18 protein-coding genes, 1 tRNA gene and 1 pseudogene are annotated in these 24,610 nt (G+C 54.1%); 11 read left to right on the top strand and 9 right to left on the bottom strand.

Features of this window, described 5'->3' with window-relative positions; all coding sequences use genetic code 11:
- The first annotated feature begins 210 nt into the window (after window positions 1-210).
- The 4 genes from xseA (at window position 211) to pntB (ending at window position 5,359) form a co-directional block, all read left to right on the top strand.
- Complete coding sequence (xseA, locus tag PT275_RS00435; protein WP_277153590.1) at window positions 211-1,470, top strand: exodeoxyribonuclease VII large subunit; 1,260 nt, start codon at window positions 211-213, stop codon at window positions 1,468-1,470.
- Between the two features lie 130 nt (window positions 1,471-1,600).
- Window positions 1,601-1,936: an exodeoxyribonuclease VII small subunit gene (locus PT275_RS00430; RefSeq protein ID WP_277151283.1), complete on the top strand. Its 336-nt coding sequence runs from the start codon at window positions 1,601-1,603 to the stop codon at window positions 1,934-1,936.
- 419 nt (window positions 1,937-2,355) lie between these two features.
- Window positions 2,356-3,966: a Re/Si-specific NAD(P)(+) transhydrogenase subunit alpha gene (locus PT275_RS00425; protein ID WP_280924657.1), complete on the top strand. Its 1,611-nt coding sequence runs from the start codon at window positions 2,356-2,358 to the stop codon at window positions 3,964-3,966.
- 4 nt (window positions 3,967-3,970) lie between these two features.
- Window positions 3,971-5,359, top strand: coding sequence for a Re/Si-specific NAD(P)(+) transhydrogenase subunit beta (pntB, locus tag PT275_RS00420; RefSeq protein ID WP_277151279.1), 1,389 nt, complete (start codon window positions 3,971-3,973; stop codon window positions 5,357-5,359).
- A gap of 182 nt (window positions 5,360-5,541) precedes the next feature.
- Here pntB and PT275_RS00415 read toward each other — a convergent pair whose 3' ends face one another.
- Both PT275_RS00415 and PT275_RS00410 read right to left on the bottom strand, forming a co-directional pair.
- Window positions 5,542-5,742 (bottom strand): hypothetical protein, encoded by a 201-nt coding sequence (locus PT275_RS00415; protein ID WP_277151277.1) that lies wholly within the window; start codon window positions 5,740-5,742, stop codon window positions 5,542-5,544.
- A gap of 179 nt (window positions 5,743-5,921) precedes the next feature.
- Window positions 5,922-7,091 carry an endonuclease/exonuclease/phosphatase family protein gene (locus PT275_RS00410; protein WP_277151275.1) on the bottom strand — a complete coding sequence of 390 codons (1,170 nt, stop codon included), beginning with the start codon at window positions 7,089-7,091 and terminating at the stop codon, window positions 5,922-5,924.
- A gap of 272 nt (window positions 7,092-7,363) precedes the next feature.
- Here PT275_RS00410 and PT275_RS00405 point away from each other — a divergent pair, with 272 nt between their 5' ends.
- Entirely contained in the window at window positions 7,364-8,287 is a 924-nt protein-coding gene (locus PT275_RS00405) for an isoaspartyl peptidase/L-asparaginase (RefSeq protein WP_348519502.1), read from the top strand.
- A gap of 196 nt (window positions 8,288-8,483) precedes the next feature.
- Here the strand turns inward: PT275_RS00405 and PT275_RS00400 are convergent, their stop codons facing one another.
- Together PT275_RS00400 and PT275_RS00395 are read right to left on the bottom strand one after the other, a co-directional pair.
- Window positions 8,484-10,127 carry an ABC transporter substrate-binding protein gene (locus tag PT275_RS00400; RefSeq protein WP_277151271.1) on the bottom strand — a complete coding sequence of 548 codons (1,644 nt, stop codon included), beginning with the start codon at window positions 10,125-10,127 and terminating at the stop codon, window positions 8,484-8,486.
- Between the two features lie 154 nt (window positions 10,128-10,281).
- Window positions 10,282-10,354, bottom strand: a tRNA-Arg gene (locus PT275_RS00395).
- A gap of 205 nt (window positions 10,355-10,559) precedes the next feature.
- Between PT275_RS00395 and PT275_RS00390 the strand changes: the two genes are divergently transcribed.
- Complete coding sequence (locus tag PT275_RS00390; protein ID WP_277151269.1) at window positions 10,560-11,336, top strand: DUF4391 domain-containing protein; 777 nt, start codon at window positions 10,560-10,562, stop codon at window positions 11,334-11,336.
- A gap of 84 nt (window positions 11,337-11,420) precedes the next feature.
- Here PT275_RS00390 and PT275_RS00385 read toward each other — a convergent pair whose 3' ends face one another.
- Complete coding sequence (locus PT275_RS00385) at window positions 11,421-11,984, bottom strand: very short patch repair endonuclease (RefSeq protein ID WP_277151267.1); 564 nt, start codon at window positions 11,982-11,984, stop codon at window positions 11,421-11,423.
- A gap of 146 nt (window positions 11,985-12,130) precedes the next feature.
- Here PT275_RS00385 and PT275_RS00380 point away from each other — a divergent pair, with 146 nt between their 5' ends.
- From PT275_RS00380 to PT275_RS00360, 5 genes and pseudogenes are all read left to right on the top strand, one after another.
- Entirely contained in the window at window positions 12,131-13,183 is a 1,053-nt protein-coding gene (locus tag PT275_RS00380) for a bile acid:sodium symporter family protein (protein WP_277151265.1), read from the top strand.
- A 95-nt stretch (window positions 13,184-13,278) separates the two neighbouring features.
- Entirely contained in the window at window positions 13,279-14,334 is a 1,056-nt protein-coding gene (locus tag PT275_RS00375) for a Gfo/Idh/MocA family oxidoreductase (RefSeq protein ID WP_277151263.1), read from the top strand.
- Between the two features lie 149 nt (window positions 14,335-14,483).
- On the top strand, window positions 14,484-14,825 hold the full coding sequence (locus tag PT275_RS00370) for an ATP-binding protein (protein WP_277151260.1): 342 nt from the start codon (window positions 14,484-14,486) through the stop codon (window positions 14,823-14,825).
- Between the two features lie 162 nt (window positions 14,826-14,987).
- A complete protein-coding gene (locus PT275_RS00365) occupies window positions 14,988-15,407 on the top strand; it encodes a (deoxy)nucleoside triphosphate pyrophosphohydrolase (protein WP_277151258.1) in 420 nt (139 codons plus the stop codon).
- Window positions 15,400-18,577: pseudogene (locus PT275_RS00360) on the top strand (DUF3427 domain-containing protein). Before PT275_RS00365 ends, PT275_RS00360 begins: the two are co-directional and overlap by 8 nt.
- A 145-nt stretch (window positions 18,578-18,722) precedes the next feature.
- Here the strand turns inward: PT275_RS00360 and PT275_RS00355 are convergent.
- The 4 genes from PT275_RS00355 to PT275_RS00340 all read right to left on the bottom strand — a co-directional run bounded on the left by PT275_RS00355 (window position 18,723) and on the right by PT275_RS00340 (window position 24,554).
- The gene (locus PT275_RS00355) at window positions 18,723-18,974 is read right to left on the bottom strand and encodes an antitoxin (protein ID WP_277151256.1); all 252 of its coding nucleotides are present in this window, start codon (window positions 18,972-18,974) and stop codon (window positions 18,723-18,725) included.
- Window positions 18,952-19,224, bottom strand: coding sequence for a BrnT family toxin (locus tag PT275_RS00350; RefSeq protein ID WP_277151254.1), 273 nt, complete (start codon window positions 19,222-19,224; stop codon window positions 18,952-18,954). The genes PT275_RS00355 and PT275_RS00350 overlap by 23 nt, the downstream gene beginning before the upstream one ends.
- A 102-nt stretch (window positions 19,225-19,326) precedes the next feature.
- Entirely contained in the window at window positions 19,327-20,202 is an 876-nt protein-coding gene (locus PT275_RS00345) for an aldo/keto reductase (protein WP_277151252.1), read from the bottom strand.
- Window positions 20,203-20,513: 311 nt separating this feature from the next.
- Window positions 20,514-24,554, bottom strand: a complete 4,041-nt coding sequence (locus PT275_RS00340) for an ATP-binding cassette domain-containing protein (RefSeq protein ID WP_277151250.1) — start codon at window positions 24,552-24,554, stop codon at window positions 20,514-20,516.
- Window positions 24,555-24,610 lie beyond the last annotated feature (56 nt).

Genomic DNA, 24,610 nt, shown 5'->3' with positions numbered 1-24,610 from the left:
CACCCCTGAATCAACGCATCCGGATAGCAATGTCAAAACGGCAATCGCTTGATGTTTCATAATACAATCCTGTTTTATATAACATCGAAAGAATGCGATGACACCTATTTTCAAGAAACCTTGAGTATTACAAACTCATTGCTGCTTGAATATCGCCATAACATGTATCCTGATGGTATGAGTTATGGACAACAGATGTTCACTGGCGGAATGCAAGGCACCGCCGGTCCAAAGCCGCTAGACCAGCTACCACGTCTGGCACGGGACACCACGCCGGAGAACCCTTGGCCGGTCAGTGTGGTCAGCCAAAAGTATCACGATGCCGTCAAACGCTGGCCCGGCTCGTGGGTCGAAGGGCAGATCGTCGAGATCAACATGCGCCGCGCGAGCTCCGGCTATATCACCTTGCGCGACAATTTCGAGGACATTTCCATTTCGGTGATGGGCTTCCGCAATTTCGTGGCGATGGCGTCGAATTTCCACCAAGGCGACCGCGTGGTCATCCATGGCAGGCCGGATATCTGGATCAAGGCCACCCGCCTGAGCTTCGTAGCCGATGACATCCGGCGCATCGGCGCCGGCGACCTCAAGGCCCAGATCGACGAGTTGCGCAAGAAACTCAAAGGTGAAGGCCTGTTCGATCAGGAAAACAAGATCGAACTGCCCGAATTCCCGAAATGTATCGGACTGATCTGTGCCCCGCAGGCGCGCGCGGAAGGTGACGTCATTACCAACGTCAATCTGCGCTGGCCAGCCGTGAAGTTCAAGGTCGTTCACGCCCATGTCCAAGGCGTGCAATGCCCATCCGACGTCATCGCCGCCATCCAGAAGCTTGATGCCGACCCTGAAGTCGATGTCATCATCGTCGCCCGCGGTGGCGGCAGCTTCGAAGACCTTATCGGATTCTCCGACGAAGGGGTGGTACGCACCACCGCGGCATGCCAGACCCCCATCATCTCGGCCGTCGGCCACGAGGACGATTGGACGCTGATCGACCTTGCGTCAGACCTGCGCGCTTCCACCCCAACCGACGCAGCAAAGAAAGTGGTGCCGGACGTGCGCGAACAATGGCAGCTCATCGCCAACGCCCGTGCGCAGATGAACATGCGTGTCCGTGCCCGTGTCGACAACGAAATCCGCGTCATCGAAGGCTATGCCAGCCGCCCCAGCCTCACCCACCCGCAGACGATGCTCGATCCACATCAGCGATTCCTCGACGAATCGGTGCAGCGCATGCAATTGGGGCTGACGAGGCTTGTGGACGATGCCAGCCTGACCGTTGAAAAGCTGCATGCCAGCCTCAACGCATTGAGCCCACAATCCACGCTTGATCGCGGGTATGCGGTGGTGCAGGCGGCCAACGGGCATGTGCTCGATGACGCCTCGGCGGTATCCCCCGGCGACGTGCTGACCTTGACCTTGAAGAAGGGTGAGGTGGTCACCGAGGCCAAATCGGTCAACTCGAAATAGCCTGAAGACAACAGCAGGATTGTCCCCATTTGACTTGAGACACTTGGGATAACGGCGGCAACATGCGATTCCTGGATAGAACGAAAATTTAATAGTAATCGACAAAACGAGAGATTATAAAGGACAGATCATGGCAGCAACAACCAACGATTCGACTGACGACAAGACCAAAGGCACCAAGACAAAGCAGGCGAACACCCCTGCTTCAAGCCTCACCGACAAGGAACGCGACCAAATCGCCAAAATGCCGTATGAAGAAGCCCGTGACAACCTCATCAAGGCCGTGCAGGCGTTGGAGGCGGGAGGGCTCAACCTCGACCAATCGATGCATCAGTGGGAAATCGGCGAAGCACTGGCCAAACGCGCCCAGAGCCTGCTGAACGATGTGCGCGCCAAGCTCGAGAACGCCGAGGCCGAGCAACAGTCAACGGCGGCGACCGCTGGGACGCAATCTAATCTTGAGTAACGCAAGATTAGATTCCGTCTTCGCACGCTTAGGCGCGCTCACCTCGGCTACAATAGAGCCCACAGGGCTCTACGCTTAACGCCTCAGCAATCCAATCTGGAGTAAAAAACAAGATTAGTTTACATTTTGCGTCTTGTTGGATGATGCTAATAGCTCTTGAACTACAAGTACCACACAACAAGACGAATACTTGAATCGTTTACTGCGAGAAACGGGCAAACATTCAGATCACATCGACATACAAATCGTGAAGCACCGTCTTCCAAGCGAAGTGGCCAATATTCATGAAACCAAAACCGAAATCGATTCGTTTCAAAGTATTGATTTCCAATATAATCGTGCGATAAACGACTATACTGTTACTTGTAAGTGCCCAACGAAGGAGCACAAAACGACAACAGAGAAGTTGTATTGCAGATATGAAGCATTGCCGTCACTGCCCCAAGAAAGGAGCAACTGTGATTATCGGAATACCCAAGGAGACATCGCCTGGCGAGAGGCTGGTTGCGGCGACACCCAAAACCGTCGGCCAACTCAAAAAGCTCGGTTATGGCGTCTCCGTCGAGACTTCAGCCGGAGAAGAGGCGAGTTTCTCCGACAAGGATTTTGAAGAGGCAGGCGCGACGATCGGCCAATCGCCGGACGTCTGGAAAGCCGACATCGTCGTCACCGTCGACACCCCTACCCCCGAGCAAATCGCCACGATGAAGTCAGGCGCAATGTTGGTTTCCCGTCTCGCGCCGCATAGCAACGGCAAGCTGCTGGACATCCTGGCTCATCGCAACATCACCGCCCTCGCGCTTGATGCCGTGCCGCGCATTTCGCGAGCGCAGTCGCTGGACGTGCTTTCGACCATGTCGAACGTCTCCGGTTACCGAGCCGTCATCGAGGCCGCGGAATCTTACGGCGGCATGTTCGCCGGGCAGGTCACTGCAGCCGGCAAGACGGCCCCCGCCAAGGTCTTCGTCATCGGCGGCGGCGTGGCGGGTCTGGCCGCCATCGGTGCGGCCGCTTCGATGGGTGCCGAGGTTCGCGCCTTCGACGTCCGCCCGGAAGCCGCGGAACAGATTGAATCGCTTGGCGCCACGTTCGTGCGCGCCGAAGGTGCCCAGCAGGAGAAATCCGACACCGGATATGCCAAGGCGCTGAGCGAGGATCAGGAGAAGGCGACGCTGACCTTGTACACCAAGGAAGCCGCCAACGCCGACATCGTCATCACCACCGCTTTGGTGCGTGGCGCGGGCGTGCTGACCATTACCAAGGACGCTGTGGCTGGAATGAAGCCCGGTTCGGTGATCGTCGACCTCGCGGCAAGCGGTGGCGGCGATTGCGAGCTGACACAGCCCGGCAAGAAGATCACCACTGACAACGGCGTGACCATCATCGGCTATACCGACCTCGCCAGCCGCATGCCCCAGCAGACCTCGCAGCTCTACGGCACCAATGTGGTCAACCTGATGAAGCTGCTGACGCCCAAGAAAGACGGCAACGTCACGCTCGACCTCGACGACGAGGTGCAGCGCGGCATGACGGTAACCAAGGAAGACAAGATTCTTTGGCCGCCGCCAAAAGTCGCGGTGTCCGCTGCGGCGAAAACCGACGACAAACCGAAGCTGACACCTGAGGAGCAGAAAGCCCAGGAGGATGCCAAGAAAGCGAAGGAAGCGGCCATCAAAGCGCAGAAGAGCAAGCGCAACACCGCACTGATGGCCATTGCGGCCATCCTGCTCGCCATCGCGCTGGCATTCGCCGACTCGAAGCTCTTGATGACGTTCTCGATCTTCATCTTGGCGATTTTCGTGGGGTATTACGTCGTTTCGAACGTCACCCACTCGCTGCACACGCCGCTGATGAGCCAGACCAACGCCATTTCGGGCATCATCCTCATCGGCTCGTTGCTGCAGATCGGCTCGAACAACACGCTGGTGACGGTGCTCGCCGTGATTTCGGCGGCCATCGCCTCGATCAACGTGTTCGGCGGGTTCCTGGTGACCTACCGAATGCTCAGCATGTTCAGGAAGGATGCGTGAGATCATGACACTCGAATCCATTGCCCAATCCGCCTACTTGCTGGCGGCAGTCCTCTTCATCCTCTCCCTCGCCGGACTTTCCAAGCAGGAGACCGCCCGTCGCGGCAACATCCTTGGCATGATCGGCATGTTCATCGCCATCGTCGCCACCATCGCGCTGGCGCTGGTCGATTCGCAACGCCCGATCTGGGTCACCGCCCTCCTGATCGCACTGGTCTTCATCGTCGGCGCTTCCTTCGGCATCTGGAAGGCCCGCACGGTCGAGATGACGCAGATGCCGGAACTGATCGCCATGCTCCACAGCTTCGTGGGTATTTCCGCGGTTCTGATCGGCTATAATTCGTGGCTCACCGAAACGAACCCGAATGGCGCGCATCTGGCTGAGATCTACATCGGCGTCCTGATCGGCGCCGTGACGTTCACCGGTTCCATCATCGCCTACCTGAAGTTGGCGGGCAAGATGAAGTCGAAGCCGCTGATCATCCCTGGCCACAACATCATCAATCTGATTGTGCTGATTGTTATGCTCGCCATGATCGCCTGGTTCATCCCGACGCAATCGATCTGGCCACTGGCCATCATGACGGTGCTCGCGCTGCTGCTAGGACTGCATATGGTCGCGGCCATCGGCGGCGGCGACATGCCCGTGGTCATCTCCATGCTCAATTCCTATTCGGGCTGGGCTGCGGCTGCTTCGGGCTTCATGCTCGACAACAACCTGCTGATTATCACCGGCTCGCTGGTTGGCGCTTCCGGCGCCATCCTCTCCTACCTGATGTGCAAGGCCATGAACCGCAAGTTCATGTCCGTGATTTTGGGCGGGTTCGGCGAGAAACCGGCCAAGGCAAGCGATGCCAAGGAAATCACCGGTGAAGTGCACGAGACCACCGCCGCCGACGTGGCGGAAATGCTCAAGAACGCGAACTCGGTGATCATCGCCCCCGGTTACGGCATGGCCGTCGCCAAGGCCCAGCAGGCCGTGGCGGCCTTGGTCGAGAAGCTGCGTGCACAGGGCGTCGAGGTCCGCTTCGCCGTTCACCCGGTGGCAGGACGTCTGCCCGGCCACATGAACGTGCTGCTGGCCGAGGCCAAGGTTCCCTACGATATCGTCATGGAAATGGATGAGATCAACGACGACTTCGCCGATACCGACGTCGTCCTCGTCATCGGCGCCAACGACACCGTGAACCCCGCCGCGGCCGAGGACCCGAACTCCCCTATCGCCGGCATGCCGGTGCTGCACGTCTGGGAGGCCAAGCAGGTCGTCGTTTTGAAGCGCTCGATGGGCACCGGTTACGCCGGTGTACAGAACCCGCTCTTCTTCAACGACAACACGTCGATGCTTTTCGGCGACGCGAAAGCCAGTGTGGAAGCCATCTCCAACGCCGTGTGAACACGAAAGTGAAAGTGAATAAATAGTTGAATAAAGTTGGGGTCTATCCGTTGTTATCAGTACAGGCAGAAGTGGACAGGCCCCAATCTTTTAAAAAATTTGGGTTATATACCAACGATTCGGGCTTATCCACAAAACTGCAAGTGGATAAGCCCGAATCGTTTAAAAACCAGAGCGAAAACTCAGCCGAAGATATCCTTGGCGGCCTTGGCCACGGAATCACCCATCAGCTCACCCGTGTCGTTCTCCGCACCAAACAGGCGGTTCAGCGCCTTGTCGGCCTGTTCTACGGTCATAGGCTTTCCGACTTCTTTGGCGACTTCTTGCAAATCAGTGATGGTAGTAACCTTCGAGAGCTTATCTACCAGTGTTTTCTCGTCCATGAGCACTCCTCGTTGTAATCTCACTTATACGTCCGGCATTCACTGCCTGCCATTATTCTAGCCACCCATGTAGATGAATGTCTACCGTGTCACAATTTATATCGAGATATGATAAAAATCAGGCCAAACGCAAGGTTTTCCCTTAAGTAAGTAGGCATCGGCCACAAATCCACAGTCGTTCATTGCACGGCGATAGTGGCCAACAGCGCAGCGTGATCCGAGCCGGGTATCGACAACGTACTAACCTGCCCTGCCGTAATCCCTTGGTCAAGAACGATATGATCAATTCCCGCAAACTTGGGGATTCCTACCCTGTCTGCCGGCCAAGTGAAAACGAAGCCGCTTCCCGAACTTTGTGCGGCGTCGCGGAACCTAGACCCCAGAATATTGCGGAATGGCGTGTGGTCGGTGGTCGCGTTGAAATCTCCCATGAAGATGTATCTGGCGTCTTTGTGCGACCGCATCGCCGCCACTTCGTCAAGCGAGGTGCGCCACTTGGTCCAATACCCAGGCTTGGGAGACGTGGTGTGCACCGAAACGAAACGGATCGGCGTCTTGCCATCGGCAAACGAAACGGTGCCGCCCGGCATGAAGGAGGCGCTGGAATCGACATCGTCATCGGCCGGTGAATCCAAAGCGGTAGCCGAAAACAGTGCATTGCCGTATTTGCCATCGGAAGATGAAATCTGTGAGTACGGCAGGTAATCGTTGATTCCTGCGTCCTTAAGCGCACGAACAAAAGGCTTGGTGGTCTCCTGCAACGCCAACACTTCCACACGCTGGTCGCGTACCGCTTCCACTATCGCCTTGGCATCGGCCCTGCCCTTGTAGACATTGGCTGTCATCACGCGGGCATAGGAATCGTGCGTATCAGCATGGTTGCCTGAAACCGCCGAGACAGCGGCAGTGTCAAGATGCATTGACGGGGCGAAATAAGGATATTGCCGCCATCCTTGCAGCCCAAGGCACGCCAACGCCAAAAGCGCCGCAAACCACCTGCGCGAAGCGAGTGACAGTATCAACGCCAGCAATGCCAGCAACGCAAACCAAGGGGCCAATGAAACCACCGCCGGCACATACGGCAGCGACTGCAGCTCTTCTGGAAGTTCCCGACTTGCCGTTCCCAACAACGCAGCGAGCAGACACAGCCAAGCCAGCAACGCAAAGACCTTACGCAAGAATCTTCCGCGCTTCTTGGCTTTTGGTACTGGTCGCGCCTTCGAAGCGGTCCCGCCTTTTGCTTTAGCCGTGGATTTTGCCCTGACCGCGGCCTTTGATCTGGATTTCGTCTTAGCGTTGCCTTTCTTCACAGATTTCGTACGGACTTCGCCCTGCCGGGTTCTTGCCATTCTTTTATCCTTTGCCCCGCCTAAAACGACAGGTTCACAATACGCCCAATATTCGCGCCTTCAAACATATCCACCGAGCCATTCATGCTAGCAGAATACCTACCGTCGCCGGATGAAAAACGAAAATCCACCACAATATATTGAAGACAAATACGATTATTTATTACCCTAGACACTTTATTACTTCAATATAATTGGATTATGCCAGCCTGCACCTACGATGATTTCATCAGCTTAATCTCTGAAATTTGTAATACAGAAATGAGGAAACCATGCCCGAACCGGGTAACCATGCACGCGTAATAACCATCACAACCGAGGCAGAAGACGGCCCAATGTTGTTGATCCACGGAGGGGCCGGATCACGCGGCAATCACAATGCCGAGGAGGTAGACCGCGACCTCAACCGGGCGCTCGACGCCGGATACGCCAGGCTCAAGGCGGGAGCAAGCGCCGAGGAAGCCGTCATCGCGGCCATCCATGTGATGGAGGACGCCCCTGAGTTCAATGCCGGACGCGGCGCGGCGTTGACCAGCGACGGCATCGTGCAGATGGATGCCTGCCTGATGGACGGAGACGGCAGCGTGGGGGCGGCCACCGGCCTCGGCACGGCGCGCAACCCGATCGACGTGGCGCAGGCCGTCAAAGACAAGACCAAGCACGTCCTTTTCGCGGAGCCGACCGCGCAGGAACTCGCCGATTGGGGCATCGAAACCGAAGACAACGAATATTTCATCACCGACGAGCGGCGCAGACAACTGGTGAACGCGCAAAACAACGGCGACGACTGGCAGAAGCACGGCACCATCGGAGCTGTGGCCCGCGACGCGCAAGGCCATATTGCGGCCGGTACCTCGACCGGCGGCATCACCAACCAGATGCACGGTCGCGTCGGCGATTCCCCGCTTCCCGGCTGCGGCACCTTTGCCGACCAGCGCAGCGTGGCCGTCTCCTGCACCGGCATCGGCGAGGCGTTCATCAAGGCCGTCGCGGCCAACCAGATCGCGTCCAGGGTGCGTTTCGCCGGCCAATCCGTAGAGGATGCGGCCAAGGCGACCCTTGACGAAATCGACGGCTATCACGGCGACGGCGGTGTCATCATTCTGCCGGCCAAGGGACGCGGTGTCGTCGCTTACAACAGCGAGACGATGAAATTCGGCTTCCGCTCAGAAAGCGAAAGCAAAGTGCAAAGCTGAACAAATAACGAGGCTTATGAAACGATGGAAACCGTTACATAGGCAAAACAGGGGCGTCCCTCCACAATATTCTTGGAGGAACGCCCCTGCGTATATCCTGCGTTATTTCGAGCTATCGGTATTTACTTACGCAAACACACCACCGATACCCCACCGAACGCTACTGGTAACTTGGCAAACGTTTGCCTGCCGAACCCTACTTGGTGATGGTGTTGTAGGTAGGCAGATTCGTGTAGTCGAAGTTCACGTTGCTGAGCTTCGGCGAGGAAACCGCGGAAACGTTGTTGCACCACAGCGGGATCGCCGGCAGATCGTTCAGAAGGATCTCCTGGGCCGCGTTGAAATCTTCGGTACGCTTGGCGGGATCGAGTTCCGACTTCGCCTTGAGCAGTGCCTGGTCGAATTCGGGATTCTTGTAGTCGCCGTCGTTGGAACCGTGCCCGTTGGCCGATTCGGAAGCATAAAGCGGCGTCATGTAATCCTCGGCCGAAGGATAATCCAGCGACCAGCCCGAGAAGAACGGCGTCTGGATGGTGCGGTCGGTCACGCGGTTGAGCAGGTCACTGAAGGTCGGATAGGCGTCGCCCACGGCCTGGATGCCCAGCGTGTTCTTCAGCTGGTTGCAAACCGCATCCACCCAGGGCTTGTGGCCGCCGTCGGAAGGATAGGCAAGGCTGAATTTCTCGTTATACGGCGAGATGGCATCGGCCTGTTTCCAAAGATCGCGGGCCTTTTCGGCATTGTGGCGAAGATTGGCGGTACCCTTGAGGTTCGTCTGATGCTCGGGCACTCCCGGAGAGGTGAAATCGGTGGCAACGGACTTGGTGTTCGAGAAAACCTTGTCGACGATCTGGTTGCGGTCGATGGCCATGGATATCGCCTGACGACGCAGGATGCCTTCCTTGTTGAAACCGAAATGCGGCGCCCATTCGGGGATGATGAAACCCTGATAATAGCTGCCGGGCTTGCTGTAGGCGTGAATGGACGAATCCGAGCGGAAGCTCTTGACCTCCGACTGGGGCACATCCATCAGCAGGTCGAGGCTGCCGGCCTCCACGTCGGAATATGCGGCGTCGGGGCTGGAATAGACGCGGTATTCGATACCGCCGTTTTTGACCTTCCGATAGCCCTTGTAATCCGGATTCTTCACGATGATGATGTTCTTGTTGACCGTCCAGGACTTGAACTTATACGGGCCATTGCCGATCGGGTGCTTGCCGAACGCCTTCATATCCTTATAGGCCACGCTGGGCAGCGGAAAGAACGACTGGTGGGAGACCTGGGTCGGGAACACCGAATCGGGGCTGTTCAGGGTGACGACAAGCGTATGGTCGTCGGGAACCTGAAGGCCGGAAAGCTGTGCGTCGTCAGGGGCGTCGGGCTTCTGCAGCGCGTCATAGCCTTTGATGACCGACATGCGGCTGGACTGCTTCTCGGCGTGTTTCACATTGGCGGCATAGCTCCACGCCTTGGCGAAGGACTGGGCGGTTACCGGCTCGCCGTTGGTGAATTTCCAACCGTCGTTCAGCTTGATGGTGTACTGGGTGGCTTCGGGATTGGAGGTGATCGACTTGGCCACTTCCATGTGCTGCTTGCCCTTGGCATCGAAACTGACGAGCCCTTCGAACAGGTAGCGGATGATGCGGCTTCCGCCCATTTCGTTGGTATCGGCCGGCACCAGCGGGCTTTCCGGCTCGGTGTTGTTCACCGAAATAATGGCGTTGGAATCGGCTTTCTTCGCGGTGCTCCCGGAATTGGATCCGCAGGCGGCCACAGAAACCAATGTCGCGCAAGCCGCCAGAACCGCGGCTATACGGACACCCCAAGATCTGAATCTCATTTCTCCTTCTTTCTTTGAACCAAGGCAGCAACAGCCTCGTCCGCCCAGCAACGGAACCGGCACGATAAGGGGTTGTTATGTCAGGAACCATATCACATGGCTGTGTAAATAAACATTACGAAACCGGATAAAATCAGAGCCTACAAAAAACTCGTGCCCGGAATCAGATTCGAACTGACGACACCCGCTTTAGGAGAGCGGTGCTCTATCCCCTGAGCTACCCGGGCAACATATCGTATTGTACACGTGAACCTGGCCGCGCGCCACACTTCCGTTTTCCAGTTTCCGAAGGGATACAAGCCATCACAAATCAATGTTTTCTTCGGACTGCAAACGGTACGTCGTACCCGATAATCGGTGATTGCTATTAGTCTTGAACCTAGATCGCCAACACAACATGGCAAACGCCACTAAGGCAAAGGAAGACCAACAATGACTGTTGCACACTGCGCAAGCGTATCCGCCCTTACACTGGGTCTGCCCGCTTCCTGCGCGATTCCTGAGGCGAAAAGCGCCCTGCCCAAGCAGATGTTCTATGTCAAACCGCCGGTTTCTGCACGGCTCAAACAACGGTTCGTCGGCGATGTCGAATCCATCACCATGCTTGCGTTGCTGCGGCCGAATACCATCGGTGTGGCCGCTGGCACGAAAGTCCGCGAGGTTCTGGTGATGGGCATCGAGCAGAATTGCAAGGACGCGCCAGTAGAGGTGATGGAACACATCGCAAAGTTGCGTTCGGGGTCAAACATTCTGTTCGTATGCGTACGCGACGCGGCGTTCGCCGACGAAAACAGCAATGCCGGCGGCAAGGCAAACGCAAATGGCAACACGTCCCCGGCCAAAAGCGGCGAGACACAATGCGCGTTTGCGGTGCAGCGGATTTCGTCCGTACGCGCAGGCCATCAAGGCGAGGCGCAGATGCGGACCTACGTCAGTCAATGGCAAGAGCCCAAGTCGGCTCAGCTTTCCTTAGATGGCGAAAGCCTTGACGACGTCTGGCAAAACCTTTGCGCCCAAGTCATTTTCGGGGATGCCGACGGCAGCGACCTTGACGCACGAATCGCGAAGCGTGAGGCTATCGCCGAACTCACCGCACAGATCGCCAAGCTGGAAGGTGACCACGCCCGGGCAAAGGACGGTGTGAAACGCAACGAGATCTTCGTCAAACTGCACAAGGCGAAAAAACAACTGGAAGCGTTACAGCAATAAGCACCAGCAATGACATTGCTACCTACATCAAACACCGTGCTCGCAAACGGTTTCGTATCCTGATAACTACGAAACCACACACTGCTACTTATTCATTTCCGTTAGATATATTTGTTTGACTTTTACGTCTCCGTCGACCTTGTCGCCGACGTTCTCGTCACCGACAATCTGCCGATAAAGCCGTTCCAACGTTTCCTCACGACGGTCTTTGGCCAGCTCACATTCCCAGACGACAAGCACTTTCCATCCGGCAGCTTCAAGTTCGGCATGCTGCGCGATATCACGGTCGTGGTTGCGCACCAATTTCGCCGTCCAGAATTCGACGTTGGATTTGGGCATTGAGAACTTCGTGCAACCCTCGTGCATATGCCAGAAGCAACCGTTGACGAAAACCATGGTGTGCCATTTCGGCAGCACGATGTCGGGATGGCCGGGATATCGCTTGTCATTTTTGCGGAATCGTAGGCCCCGGCGAAACAGATAGGAACGTACCAGGACTTCGATTTTCGTGTTCTTGCCGCGGATATGCGACATTGTGTAGCTACGGGTGCCGCGTTCGTATTTTTCGGGCACTTTTGCGGATTTGGTTTTGGACTTACCAACACCTTTGCCCCCATGAACCTGACTTACCCCTGATTTTCGCACCATATTTCCATTTCACTTTCACTAGGCGACAAATAGTAAATGTCCACGATATGAAATGAAAGTTTCTGTTTTTGAGACGAGGAGACCTGCTTCCGGAACATCAATCTACGATAACTTTTACTCCCGAATAAAGAAAGAGGCTGAAGGAAATGAAAAAGGTAAAAGCGGTAGCGGATTGGATCACCAAATGGTTCACGCTTATCGTCATTATCTGGGCGGTATTCAATTATTTCGTACCGCAGACCAGCGAATGGGCCAAGCACGATACGAGCTGGCTTCTGGGCATTGTGCTGTTCGGCATGGGCTTGACACTCTCGCTTGACGATTTCGCCCGAATTCTGAAGCAACCTCTTATGGTCATCGTCGGCACGGTGGCCCATTACGTCATCATGCCGCTGGTCGCCGTCTCGCTTTGCTGGATCTTCCATCTCGACGGGCCGCTCGCCGTGGGCGTCATCCTCGTGGGCTGCTGCCCGTCCGGAACTTCTTCGAATGTGATGAGCTTCCTCGCACGCGGCGACGTGGCGCTCGACGTTTCGATCGGCCTGCTTTCCACCTTGCTCGCGCCGTTCATGATCCCGCTCTTAATGCAGCTGCTTGCCTCGCAGTACGTGACGATTCCGTGGCAATCGCTGTTCCTGACCGCTGTCAAGGTAGTGCTCATCCCCGTCGCCCTCGGCGTGATCTGCCACACGATTTTCAAGGACAAAATCTCCAAGGTAACCGACGTGCTGCCCATCATCTCGCAGACCGCGATTCTGTTGATCATCGGCATCGTCGTCGCCGCCAACCACGCGGGCCTGTTCAGCAAGGCCACCGCGCTGGCCATCCCTGTGGTCATCCTGCACAACCTGTGCGGCTACGGACTGGGCTTCGGCTTCTCCAAGCTCATGTACAAGATCTATCCGAAGGGCTTCGGCTATGCGCAACAGAAGGCCATCACCTTCGAAGTCGGCATGCAGGATTCCGGCCTTGGCGCAACACTGGCGCTGACCTCGTTCGCCGCCGCGCCGATTACCGCTATTCCGTCGACGTTCTTCAGCGTCTGGCACAACATTTCCGGTTCGGTGCTCTCCTCCTGGTGGCGTCGCCACGACGAGAAGAAGGGCTTGGTTGCTGCCGATGATACCGAAACCAGCAAAGGGAGCGACAACAGTACCAAGTCTGCCAATGCCCCCACAAAAGCTGATAAGAAGGACTGAAATAGCAAACAACTCCGATTAATCACCGGATGTACACCTCCCTGTGAATCATGGTTATGTGAACGTTTTCGACCATGATTCACAGGGAGGTTTTCATGAGCAGGCTGAACGGCAAACGGGCTGAAGCACAAGAACAGGGGCTTAAGATCAATGTTGCAATTCTGGGCGCTGGCGGCATCGCGCGCACCATGGCGAATACACTGGTTCAAATGGCTGGCGATTCGCGCTACAGCAGCCTAGTCGAGCCTTATGCAGTAGCAGCACGTGATGCCGACCGCGCCTCCGACTTTGCGCAAAAGTACGGATTCGACGTTTCGTATGGCTCTTATGACGAACTATTGGCGGACCCGAACGTGGACCTCGTCTACATCGCTACGCCACACGCCCTGCACGCTGAGCAAGGTATCGCCTGCCTCAAGGCTGGCAAGAACATTCTGGTTGAGAAATCATTCACCGCAAACGCCGCACAAGCCAGGCAACTGCTCGATGTCGCCGATCAGACCGGCTTGCTGTGCACCGAAGCCATCTGGACGCGCTACATGCCTTCACGCGCCATCATCAGCGACCTCATCAATTTCGGCGAAATCGGCGAAGTGCAGGCGGCTACGGCCAACCTCTGCTACCCCACCACACGCAAGGCGCGTATGACCGACCCCGCGATGGCCGGAGGTGCACTGCTTGATGTAGGCGTCTACCCGCTGAATTTCTTCGATATGGCGTTGGGAGCCGATACCAGCGAGCGCAAGATTTCGTCGGTTTCGACTTTCATGGTTCCATACAAAACCGGCGTAGACGCTACCGATTCCATCACTTTGCAATATGACGACGGCGTGATGGCGACGGCCACCTCGTCGATGATGTGTTGTTCGGACCGTTCCGGTGCGATCTGGGGCACCAAGGGCTACATGGTCTGCCAGAACATCAACGACATCCAAGGCATCGACCTTTACAATCTCGACCATAAGCTGACTCGCCACATCGACATCCCCGCCCAGCTCACCGGTTACGAATACGAGGTTGCCGCCGCCGCCGATGCCATTCTCGACGGCAAAACCGAATGCCTCGAAATCACCCACGCCGACACCCTGCGCATCATGCGCCTCATGGATCAGATCCGCGACATCTGGGGTCTCAAGTATCCGTTCGAGTAAGTCGAAATTGGTTTTAACGATGCGGCAAGTTTAAAATCATTTTAAACTTGCCGCATTTTTAGATAAAGTTGAAAAGTATTTTTAACTTATGCATCAGAATCATCTGCAAAGACATCCTCAAACAGGAACGCAAATATTACGCCGTGGATATGGGGCTGCGTCGCATACTCGTTTCAGGAAACGTACGTGACACCGGCAGGATCTTGGAAAACATCGTGTTCCTCGATCTCAAACGACGCGCGGGGACGGTTTACGTCGGACAAAGCACAGGAGGCGAAATCGATTTCGTCACCAACGGCGCCAATGGCCCGGCCTACTATCAGGTCGCTGAATCAGTACGCGATCCCAAGACGTTGGAACGCGAGCTCTCCTCATTGCGCAACCTAGACGACAACTACCCCAAAACCCTCATCACTCTCGATGACGAACGCCCTACTAACCACAATGGTATTCAACAGATTTATGCACTTGATTGGTTGATGCAGCTATAAGAGACTCAAGTCTGTAGCGTCAAATTTTTACTCAATTCTAATAATAGAATCATATAAACAGATCTGACAGCAAGCTCACCAAACAAGGGGATCTATAAATAGCAACGAGTATTCCTGCGCTATCCTGGACATAGTATCTTTTACGTAAAGGATGTCAACAATATGGGTAACGCGCCAGTGCAAGTCGTCGGAGCCGCGATAAGAAAGGACGACGCTATTCTTTGTGCGCAAAGAGGTCCGTCGAAATCCTTGGCAGGATATTGGGAATTTCCTGGGGGAAAAATCGAGCGTGGCGAGACACCGGAGCAAGCGTTACAACGCGAAATCAAAGAAGAATTGCTCTGCGATATCGAAGTCGGTCAAAAAATATGCTCAACGCAACAGCGATATGATTTTGGGACCATCGAACTCACTACATTCTTATGTTCTCTCACCAGCGGTGAACCTGAATTAACCGAGCACACCCAGCTTCGTTGGACTCCCCAAAACAAACTTGCAACTTTGAATTGGGCTCCAGCTGACCGAAAAACAGCTCAATATTTAGCAACGTTGAACCAGCCAGGCGAAAAATACAATGACTGAGCAGGAAACTGGGAAGAAAGAGATAAATTTCGAAGCAACTTCTTCGAATGATTCATTAGTGGAAGCGATCACATCAGGCTTCATCCACCAAAATCTCGATGCTGACAACACCCTCACACCTACCCTCATTGCAAACCGCAATGGATTGACCATGGAAGAGGCCATCGAATCGGAACTGGACCAATGCCACGATTTTGATATGTCCGTTGCTTTTGTCAATAACGAGGAGCTCAAAAGTCTCAAACAGTACCTGCTTAATTTCGACAAGAAAGAAAGCGAACGGTCTGGTCGTATCATTACCTCGACCTATAACTATTTCAACCAACCCGAGGCTTTCAAAACCCTTCTGCAAATTCAGGACTGTACCAATATCAAAGTGTTCATATGGCAGGCAGATTCTGAAAATCACAGTTCGACGGCGATATCGAACTATCGATATCATCCAAAAGGTTACGTATTCCGGCACCGCGCCGAAAACGGCGAAGAATTGGATTCGACTTACATAGGCAGCTCGAATCTTACATCCAGTGCACTCAAACTCAATAAGGAATGGAACCTCCGAGTCTCTTCGAAGACCAACAGTGGACTCACTCGCCAAATCAACAGCGAACTCAACGATCAGCTGAGTGAATCAGTTCAACTTACCGACAAGTGGCTTAAGAAGTACGAAGAAGAGTTCGAACATTACGCTCCTCCACAACGCATTTTGCCGCAACCTGAAAACGGAACGATTAAACCCAATGCCATGCAACAAGAGGCATTAACGAACCTGGCTCAGCTCAGAAAGGCTGGCGAGAGCCAAGCCATCATTGTTTCGGCGACAGGAACTGGCAAAACATATCTTTCCGCATTTGATGTGTGCCAATCCAAACCAAAACGTATGCTATACGTCGCTCAGCAACAGCAAATACTCAAGAAGTCAATGGAGTCATATCAGAAAGTGCTTGGCTGCGAAGACAAAGATCTCGGATTGCTCTCCGGAACAAGCAAGCAAGGCGACCGCAAATACGTCTTCGCAACGGTTCAGACACTTGTCAATAATCTGGATTCTTTCGCTCCGGATTCTTTTGACTACATTCTCGTTGACGAAGCACATCATTCTGCAGCGGATTCCTACCGAAAGGTACTCCGCCATTTTACTCCAGGTTTCCTGTTAGGAATGACAGCAACACCAGAACGAACCGATGATGCCGATATCTTCGGCCTTTTTGGCAACAATATTGCCTATAACATTCGACTTCAGCGAGCACTCGAAGAGAATATGCTATGTCCGTTCCATTATTACGGCGTCCATGAATATATTAAGGACGAACCCGATCCAAATACGATAGGTATGTTGAATAAACGCGTCAACGTAACACAAAGTGGCGAACGTGGTGCGCTTAATGAATGGATTCAAAAACTGGTATCAGCCGATCGTGTCCACTACATCATTGACAAGTTGCAAACTTATGAAGACCCGGGAGTTCCAGTAAAGGGCTTGGTCTTCTGCAGTTTGCAAAAAGAAGCGAAAGAACTATCAGCGCTGTTCAACGCTCGATGGAATCAACAAACGGAACGCAAATACCACACGGTGACCGTAACCGGAGACAATGCAGTTGACCGAGATTCAGCCGTAAAGCAACTTGAGAATGGAGAACTGGACTATATCTTCACCGTTGATTTGTTTAATGAAGGTGTCGATATTCCGGCATTGAACCAAATCGTGATGTTGCGCCAGACCAAATCCAGCATCGTCTTCACCCAACAGCTAGGCCGCGGATTGCGCAAATATCCCGGCAAGGAATCGGTCACCATTATCGATTTCATTGGCAATTACGCCAACAATTACCTTATCCCCATCGCTCTTTACGGCAACACCGGCGATCGTGACATCGCACGTAAAAACTTGCAACGGAAATCCATTGGTCTCTCGTCGGTAAGCTTCGACCCCATAGCCGAAAAGAAGGTTCTTGCCTCTATCGACAAGGCGGATCTTTCCCAAATGCAATTGCTTTCGAGTCAATACCGTCAACTGCGAAATCAACTCAATCGCATTCCCATGCTTACTGATTTCGCCAAAACTGATCCATCGTTGATCTATACCTTGGCAGACAAAGAGGATAGTTATCTGCGATTTGTGCGATCAAGAGAACAAAGTCTTTCTCGTGGAAAGAACTCACAGAATTCATACTTGGAGATGTTGCAGTCAACGAATGCTGATGAGAACGGCGCGCTCAAAATGCTAACCTCGACTTTGCTGAGAGGACTGAGACCTCATGAGCTGCTAATTCTGGCGAACCTCTGTGACATCGCCTTGCCGGACGCAGAAAACACATCAATCGAGCATAAGTTTGATCAGCATCAAGAACCAAACGATAAGCACGCACTTTCGATCAAAGAATTGGGAACCATACTATCGACTCATTTTCCGAAAGCAGATAACAGCGCAGAACAATGCGCACAGGCATTCCACGTGCTGGATTTGTCATATTTCACCACGAAAAACAAGGAACGCTTCGGTGGCAGTCCATTGGTCAAACAAATCCGAAAAAAATGTTTTTGCTCTTGTTGACTGGTTGTATGATTCCTTGTGTTCCAATTCAACTTTCGCGACATTTTTCGCAGACACGGTACAAGCTGGCCTGATCAATTGCAATATGCGCTATGGGAAGATTCCAGATACGTCCCTCAACCAAACACGCGGCTTTATTTACGGAGAAAAATATAGCATTTTCGATGTTATGAGGCTATGTGGATGGAAAAGCGAACAAGTTCCACAAAATGTAGGCGGTTACAAGCTTGATCTTGATACAAGTTCATTGCCTATTTTCATCAAATATGAAGCCAGCCAATATGGCGATCGTTTCAATAACACCAGTGAAATCAAATGGTTCAGCAAGAACAACCGCACACTGCATTCAAAAAAATTCATTTGGCTTAAAGATGGTATTGGAAGCGGGAATTGGCAGCGTTCCCATTTCGTCCCCATCTTCATTCGTCGCAAACAGGAAGAAAAGGAGAAAAACTACTATTATGTCGGCAATGTTGCCGCTATCAGCGAGATTCATCCCGATCACAATCTTGACGATAACGGAAAAGAGCTGAACGTCGTCATTTCCACGCTGCGTCTGAGCAAGCCCGTCGATCCAGAATTGTTCAGACACCTCACAGGCAAATCTGCACTATAGCCATCACGGCCTTTCGAATACATCCCAGTCTTATTAGAACCGTAAAACATCAAACTAAGCCTAAGAGTTTACGAACACAAGATATCTCAATTTTTGTCTTCCTGACTCAGGATGCCCCAGCTATTGGAATACGTTAAGCGCACTCTCACACCGCACGCATACGATCAGCACGCTCGGTCAACCATACTTTGATTACGGCTTGACGACTAATACCTACGCGTGCAGCCTCCCTGTCTAAAACCTCGACCAGCCACTCAGGGACTTGAAGACTTAAGGATCGCTGTTCATCCTTCTCTTTATTGGGCTTGCGCAAAGTGCTCATATCGGCATAGTCAAGGATGCTTTCGTTGCCATCGTCAAAAATGCGGTCAAGCTCAGCTGCTTTTCTCGTTTTCATATACCTGCTCCTCCTTGGGATGAGAGCGTCTGACACTGATAATCCTTGTGGACTCTCCACGATAAGTGATGATAGCTGTCCAATGTTTGCCACTCATCATGCCAATAACCGCCCAACGCGGTTCATCGGCATAGGCAAGACGGACTTCAATAAGGTCTGGATCGTCCCACAAGGCTTGAGCCTGCTCAAAATCAATACTGTGCTTATTCAGATTGCTCAGACTCTTATTCGGATCATATTCAAAATCCACTCACCATCACCTCCATACCTAATACGATATCATATTGACCATTAATTTAATATCATTTCTACATCAGAAAAGACATTATAAGAAGTCAAGCTAATTCAACTTTCACGCATACGTAAAGGTCATCGGGTCGTGGCCGGCACGAGTCGGGCCATCTAGAGCATCGATTTCGGCATGCTCGGCTGGAGTTAGGGCGAAACCGAAGAGATCTAGGTTTTCGCGCTGGCGAGCGGGATGGACGGACTTCGGGATGATGATGGTGCCGTTTTCGATGTGCCAGCGCAGGATGACCTGTGCGGGTGAGACATTATGGGCGGCTGCGATGCGGGCGATGGTACCGTCGCCGGCGTTCAGGTCGGCTCCGCGGGCCATGGGAGAATACGCCTCGACGGCGATGCCGTGAGCCTTGCAAAAAGCCACCACTTCGCGCTGCTGCCAGGTGGGGTGCAGCTCGATCTGATCGACCGTCGGCCACTCGCCTGTCTCACGGTGCAGACGTTCCAAATGCTCCGGCATGAAGTTGCAGACGCCGAGCGTGTGTACGCGCCCCTCGTCGCGCAGCTTGACGAACGCTTTCCATGTTTCGCCGGAACGCCAGTTGAACGGGGTCGGCCAATGCAACATGTACATGTCGACATAATCAAGTCGCAAATCGCCCAACTGACGGTCGAAGGCCTTGAGTGCATTGTCATAACCTTGCTCGGAATCCTTGAGTTTCGTGGTCACCCACAACGATTTGCGTGCCTCACCGGTATTGAAACCGGTTTCCACGAGCGCACGGCCAACACCCGGTTCATTGTTATAGCCTGCTGCTGCGTCGATATGCCGATACCCTATTTCAAAGCCGGACTTGACAACGCTGGTCACATCGTCGTCGCTGATACGCAGCACGCCCAAGCCAATCTGCGGAATTTCATTACCGTCGCTCAGCGTGATATTCGCAACTTTTGCACCCGTTTCAACGGTTTTTTTATTGCTCATTGTTATCACTCCTTTTGCTGTCAACAGATAACCAACATTACTAGCCGACTCCGTCCGCGCCAACCTATCAAAACAAACGGTTTCTTGCATTTGCAAACGCTTATGTAGAAAAACGATCACTAAGACCTGCTCAGTGAACACTTTCTAGCATCTGAAGATGCTCGTGTAGAAAAGCGTTCATCCACAAATGCTAAATGAACGGTATTCGGCATACCCAGACATACAAGCCGAAAAACGGTCACTTACAACCAGCGAATGAGCGAGCTTCTACATCTGATGAGTCAGAAAGGAATAAAATCGAATCCTCAGATTTACAGCGTGATGACGCGATCGGCGATCTGCATCGTGGAAGCACGATGGGATACAAGCACAATCGAAACCGGACGTTCGTTGGCCAAGGTGTTGATCGAGTGAAGAATCACCGATTCGTTCAATGCGTCCACACGGCTCGTGGGCTCATCGAAAAGCACCAAAGAAGCACCCGTGAGGAAAATCCTGGCAAGGCTGATGCGCTGGCGCTCTCCCTCCGAAAGCCGCGAACCGAGCTCGCCGACCTGTGTATCCAACCCATCGGGCAACGCGTCGATGGCCTCGGCGATCGAGGCACGCTGCAACGCCTGATGCATGTCGGCGTCTTTGGCGCCCGGATCGGCGACCAACAGGTTGTCACGAATCGTGCCGTCAAAAAGATACGTGTCCTGATCCATCATCGTCTCGACCCGACGGCGATAATGCGCCTCGACGTGCGGCAAGGGTTCCCCCGAGAAATCGACCGAGCCCTGCTGAGGATCCCAATAGCGCATCATGAGCTTCAGAATCGTGGACTTGCCGTGGCCCGAAGGTCCTTGGACACCGAGTATTCCCGAATGCAGCGTCGCCAAGTTGAAATCTTTGAGTACCAGCGCGGAGGCGGAAGTCGAACCCGAATACGCGAGCGGATAGCCGAAGGTCACATCTTTCAACGCGACGGTTTCGAATTTCGGCTTGTCCGTTCCCGTTTCCTCAACGGCAGGCTGCTCGTCGAACAGGGCGAACATGCGTCTGGCGGCCGCCAACGGCTGGTTGAGGCTGCCAGGCAAGGCGCTCAAGGCAAGGGTGGGGCCGAATGAGCTGAAAACAAGCATGACGGCGACCACGCACTTGGCCATCGAAACAGGGTTGGCTTCGACGATGCCGAACATGATTCTTACGGCCACAAACGTAAATACAATGACACAAACTGAGCCAAGACCGCCGAATACGCCGTTCTTGCGGCTGAGTCTGCTTTCGAAAAGCCACAGATTCTTGTCTTCCGCGATGATGTCGGTCAAACGACGGCGCCCTTGATTGAATCTGATGATCTCATCGAGACCGTGCATATCGTCAATGAGTCGGTCGCCGAGTTTGGCGGAATCGTTGCGGATCCTTGCCCCTATTCCACGCACGTTGCCGGCATACAGCCGCGGCAGCACCAATCCCACGAACAGGTGGGCGCCAATCAGCAAGAGCGAGAACCATGGATTGAGTGTGAACAGGGCCAGCGCAAAGACGACCGAAGTGGTGATCGCGATGACCACCGGGGAAATCGCATGGGCAAAGAACGTTTCAAGCAGCTCGACATCGGAAGTCACCAACGTGGTCAGGTCTCCCTTGCCATGCCGCGCGAGCTTGGCGGGCGCAAGCCGGCGAAGCGCCTGGAACGCCTTGGAGCGGAACAGCGAGACCACGCGGAAACTCATCTCGTGGTTCATGTATTCCTCGGCGTAATGCATCAAGCTCTTGCCCGCTGCGCACCCGACCAAGGCGATGAGCGCAACAGTCACGTTCACATTCCAAACGGGATGACCGAATACTGCCATCAAGGCCAGCACGCCGAAAACAGGCAGGAAAGTCTCGGCAAGCCGTGCAAGAGTACCAAAGACACAGGCGCCCACAATGAAGGGGCTCAAACGGCCGACGCAACCGAGCAGTCTCATCGTCAGATGGAAGGTTCCCATCGACTTGTTTTCGCTTTGCGGACGGTTGGCGACATCCAATATCGCATCGGCTTCGTCGGCCCGCTTTGCCGATTCGTCAGAATGCATTCCATTGGAATGCCGGCTTCCCGCTTTTGCCGTCGCGCCGAAGCCATTGCCACCACCGGCACGCACCACGGAAGCAGATGACGATTCTCGCCTATCGGCACCATCGGCTCCCGGCTTTTGCGTTCCGGCTTTTACTGCCGAAACATGGGCTCGGGCCGCTTCCGTTTTCGCCGAACGACCCGTCGAGGCGGACGAATGGTTTGCCGGCCTATCCACCGTTTTCGATTCGGCAGAACGACCGGAGCTGGAGCCAGACCGGTCATCGTCAACGTCAAAATCATCGTTGCCCTGATAATCAAGCAACGCGAAATCGAACGGCCTGCGAACCTCGGACTTGGCCGATTGCGGCTTCGCGTAAGCGGTCCCCCAGCTATTGCGATGCGAGACATGCTCAATCGATTCCTGGGTGTGGAACATCGTCGCGTAACGGCCTTGCTGAGCCATCAGCTGCGCATGGGTGCCGCTTTCGACCACATGACCGGCGTCGAGCACCACAATGTTGCTGGCGTCCCTGGCCTGCGAAAGGCGGTGGGTGATGACAATGACCGTATGGGCGTGCGCCAGATCGCGGACTGCCACGTCAATCAGGCTCTCGCTTTCGGCATCGACGCTGCTTGTGGCCTCATCGAAGACATAAATCGGACTGTCACGAAGCAGTGCCCGCGCAATGGCAAGACGCTGCCGCTGTCCGCCGGAGAGATTGGCGGCTTCCGGCTCGATGCGCATATCGAGGCGCTGCGGCTGGGAATAGACAAAATCATCGATATGGGCGCCTTCAAGGGCAAGCCACATCTCATTGGCCGTAGCGTCAGGCTTGGCCATCAGCAGGTTTTCACGAAGCGTTCCGGCAAAAAGATGGCTGCGTGAATCGACCAAAGTGACCGCGTCGCACAGCGAACGGTTCTTGAGGGTATGCAATTCACAACTGCCAACACTGCCCAACACACGGTATCCCAAACGGATTGAACCCTCGTATTCGTTGCGGGTACCGGCGATAAGAGCGCCGACAGTGGACTTGCCTGAGCCGCTGACACCGACGATGGCGGTGAACCCGTTTGCGCGGGCGGTGAAGCTGACCCCATCCAAAGCCTTATGTATATTCAGCGTATGCTGAGCATGACGATCGGCGTTCGCCTGCTCTTTTGAATCATTGGCAGCGTTCGCGGTCGTAGCTTTCTTTTCGCCCTGTTCAACATTGTTGTAGGTGTAATCGACGTTGCGGAAGCTGATCGAGCAATCCTCGATACCCTGCGGCAATGCAGACTGACCATCGCCGGAAACCGGAACATCCAGCATCGCATAGATTCGCTTGATCGCAGCCACACCATTCATGGCGGTATCCGAATATGAAGCCAGCTTGCGCAGCGGAACGAAAAAACTCACCGAAAGCAGTATCGCCACCAAAGCCGCGGGAAGCTTGAGATGACCGGAAAGCACTTGCCAGACAATAATGCCGATGCCGCCGGCGGTTCCCCCGTATGAGACCAGATCCAGCACCAGATGCGAACGGAGCTCAATCTGGAGCACCTTCATCGAAGCCTTGCGGAAATTTTCGGATTTGCGATCCATACGCTGCGCGGCGGCCTCGTCGGCATCGAACGTCTTCAACGTTTCCAAACCCTGAACATTATCGAGGAACGTGGCACCCATATCCGTGTATTTGTCCCAATATTGCCCGAATGCACGTGAGGTCGCCACCGACACCCACCAGATGATGCCGACGATGATCGGCACACAGACCAGAAGCAAGCCGGCCGTCGGGGCATTCAAGGGCAAAACCGCGACAAACAACGTCAACGGACCTACGATGCCGAAAGCCAGTTGCGGAAGGAAGGACTCAAAGAAACTTTGTATATGGTCAACGCCCTCGCCCAGAGATTGCACCACATCGGCCGTTTTCACATGCTCCGAATATGTGGGGCCGAGGTCGAGCATCTTGTTGTAAAGCCGCTCCCGCAACGCTATCTTGACGCGTTCAGAGGCTTCGGTACCAAAGAAGTGCGAGGCTCGTATGGCCAGATATTTGATGATCGCCACAACCACGAGCGCAAAGACAAAGGCCGAATAACCTTGCGGAACCGCTTGGAAGTCTTTCAAGAGTTTTTTGACGATGGAGGCTTTGGCAACGGAATTGACGCCGGTAAGTACAGGAAAAAGATTGCCGAGAAGACCGACGGCGATGAAGGCAAATCCGATATCCGCCAGCAACGAGACCCAAAGGCTCAGCACTTTCGCGGCGACGAACGCGCCACTGCGCGGAACGAGGGTGAACAGCCGACGATCGAACATAGAAAAAACCTTTCCCGCGGCAATCCTAGCGCACGCATCAACGTCACGATACGATG

Origin of the sequence: Bifidobacterium sp. ESL0745, assembly GCF_029433335.1 — a bacterium.
In the GTDB taxonomy this organism is placed as follows: Bacteria; Actinomycetota; Actinomycetes; order Actinomycetales; family Bifidobacteriaceae; genus Bifidobacterium.
The sequence above is the reverse complement of the archived record's forward strand: the minus strand, read 5'-3'. Positions and strand labels throughout refer to the sequence as shown.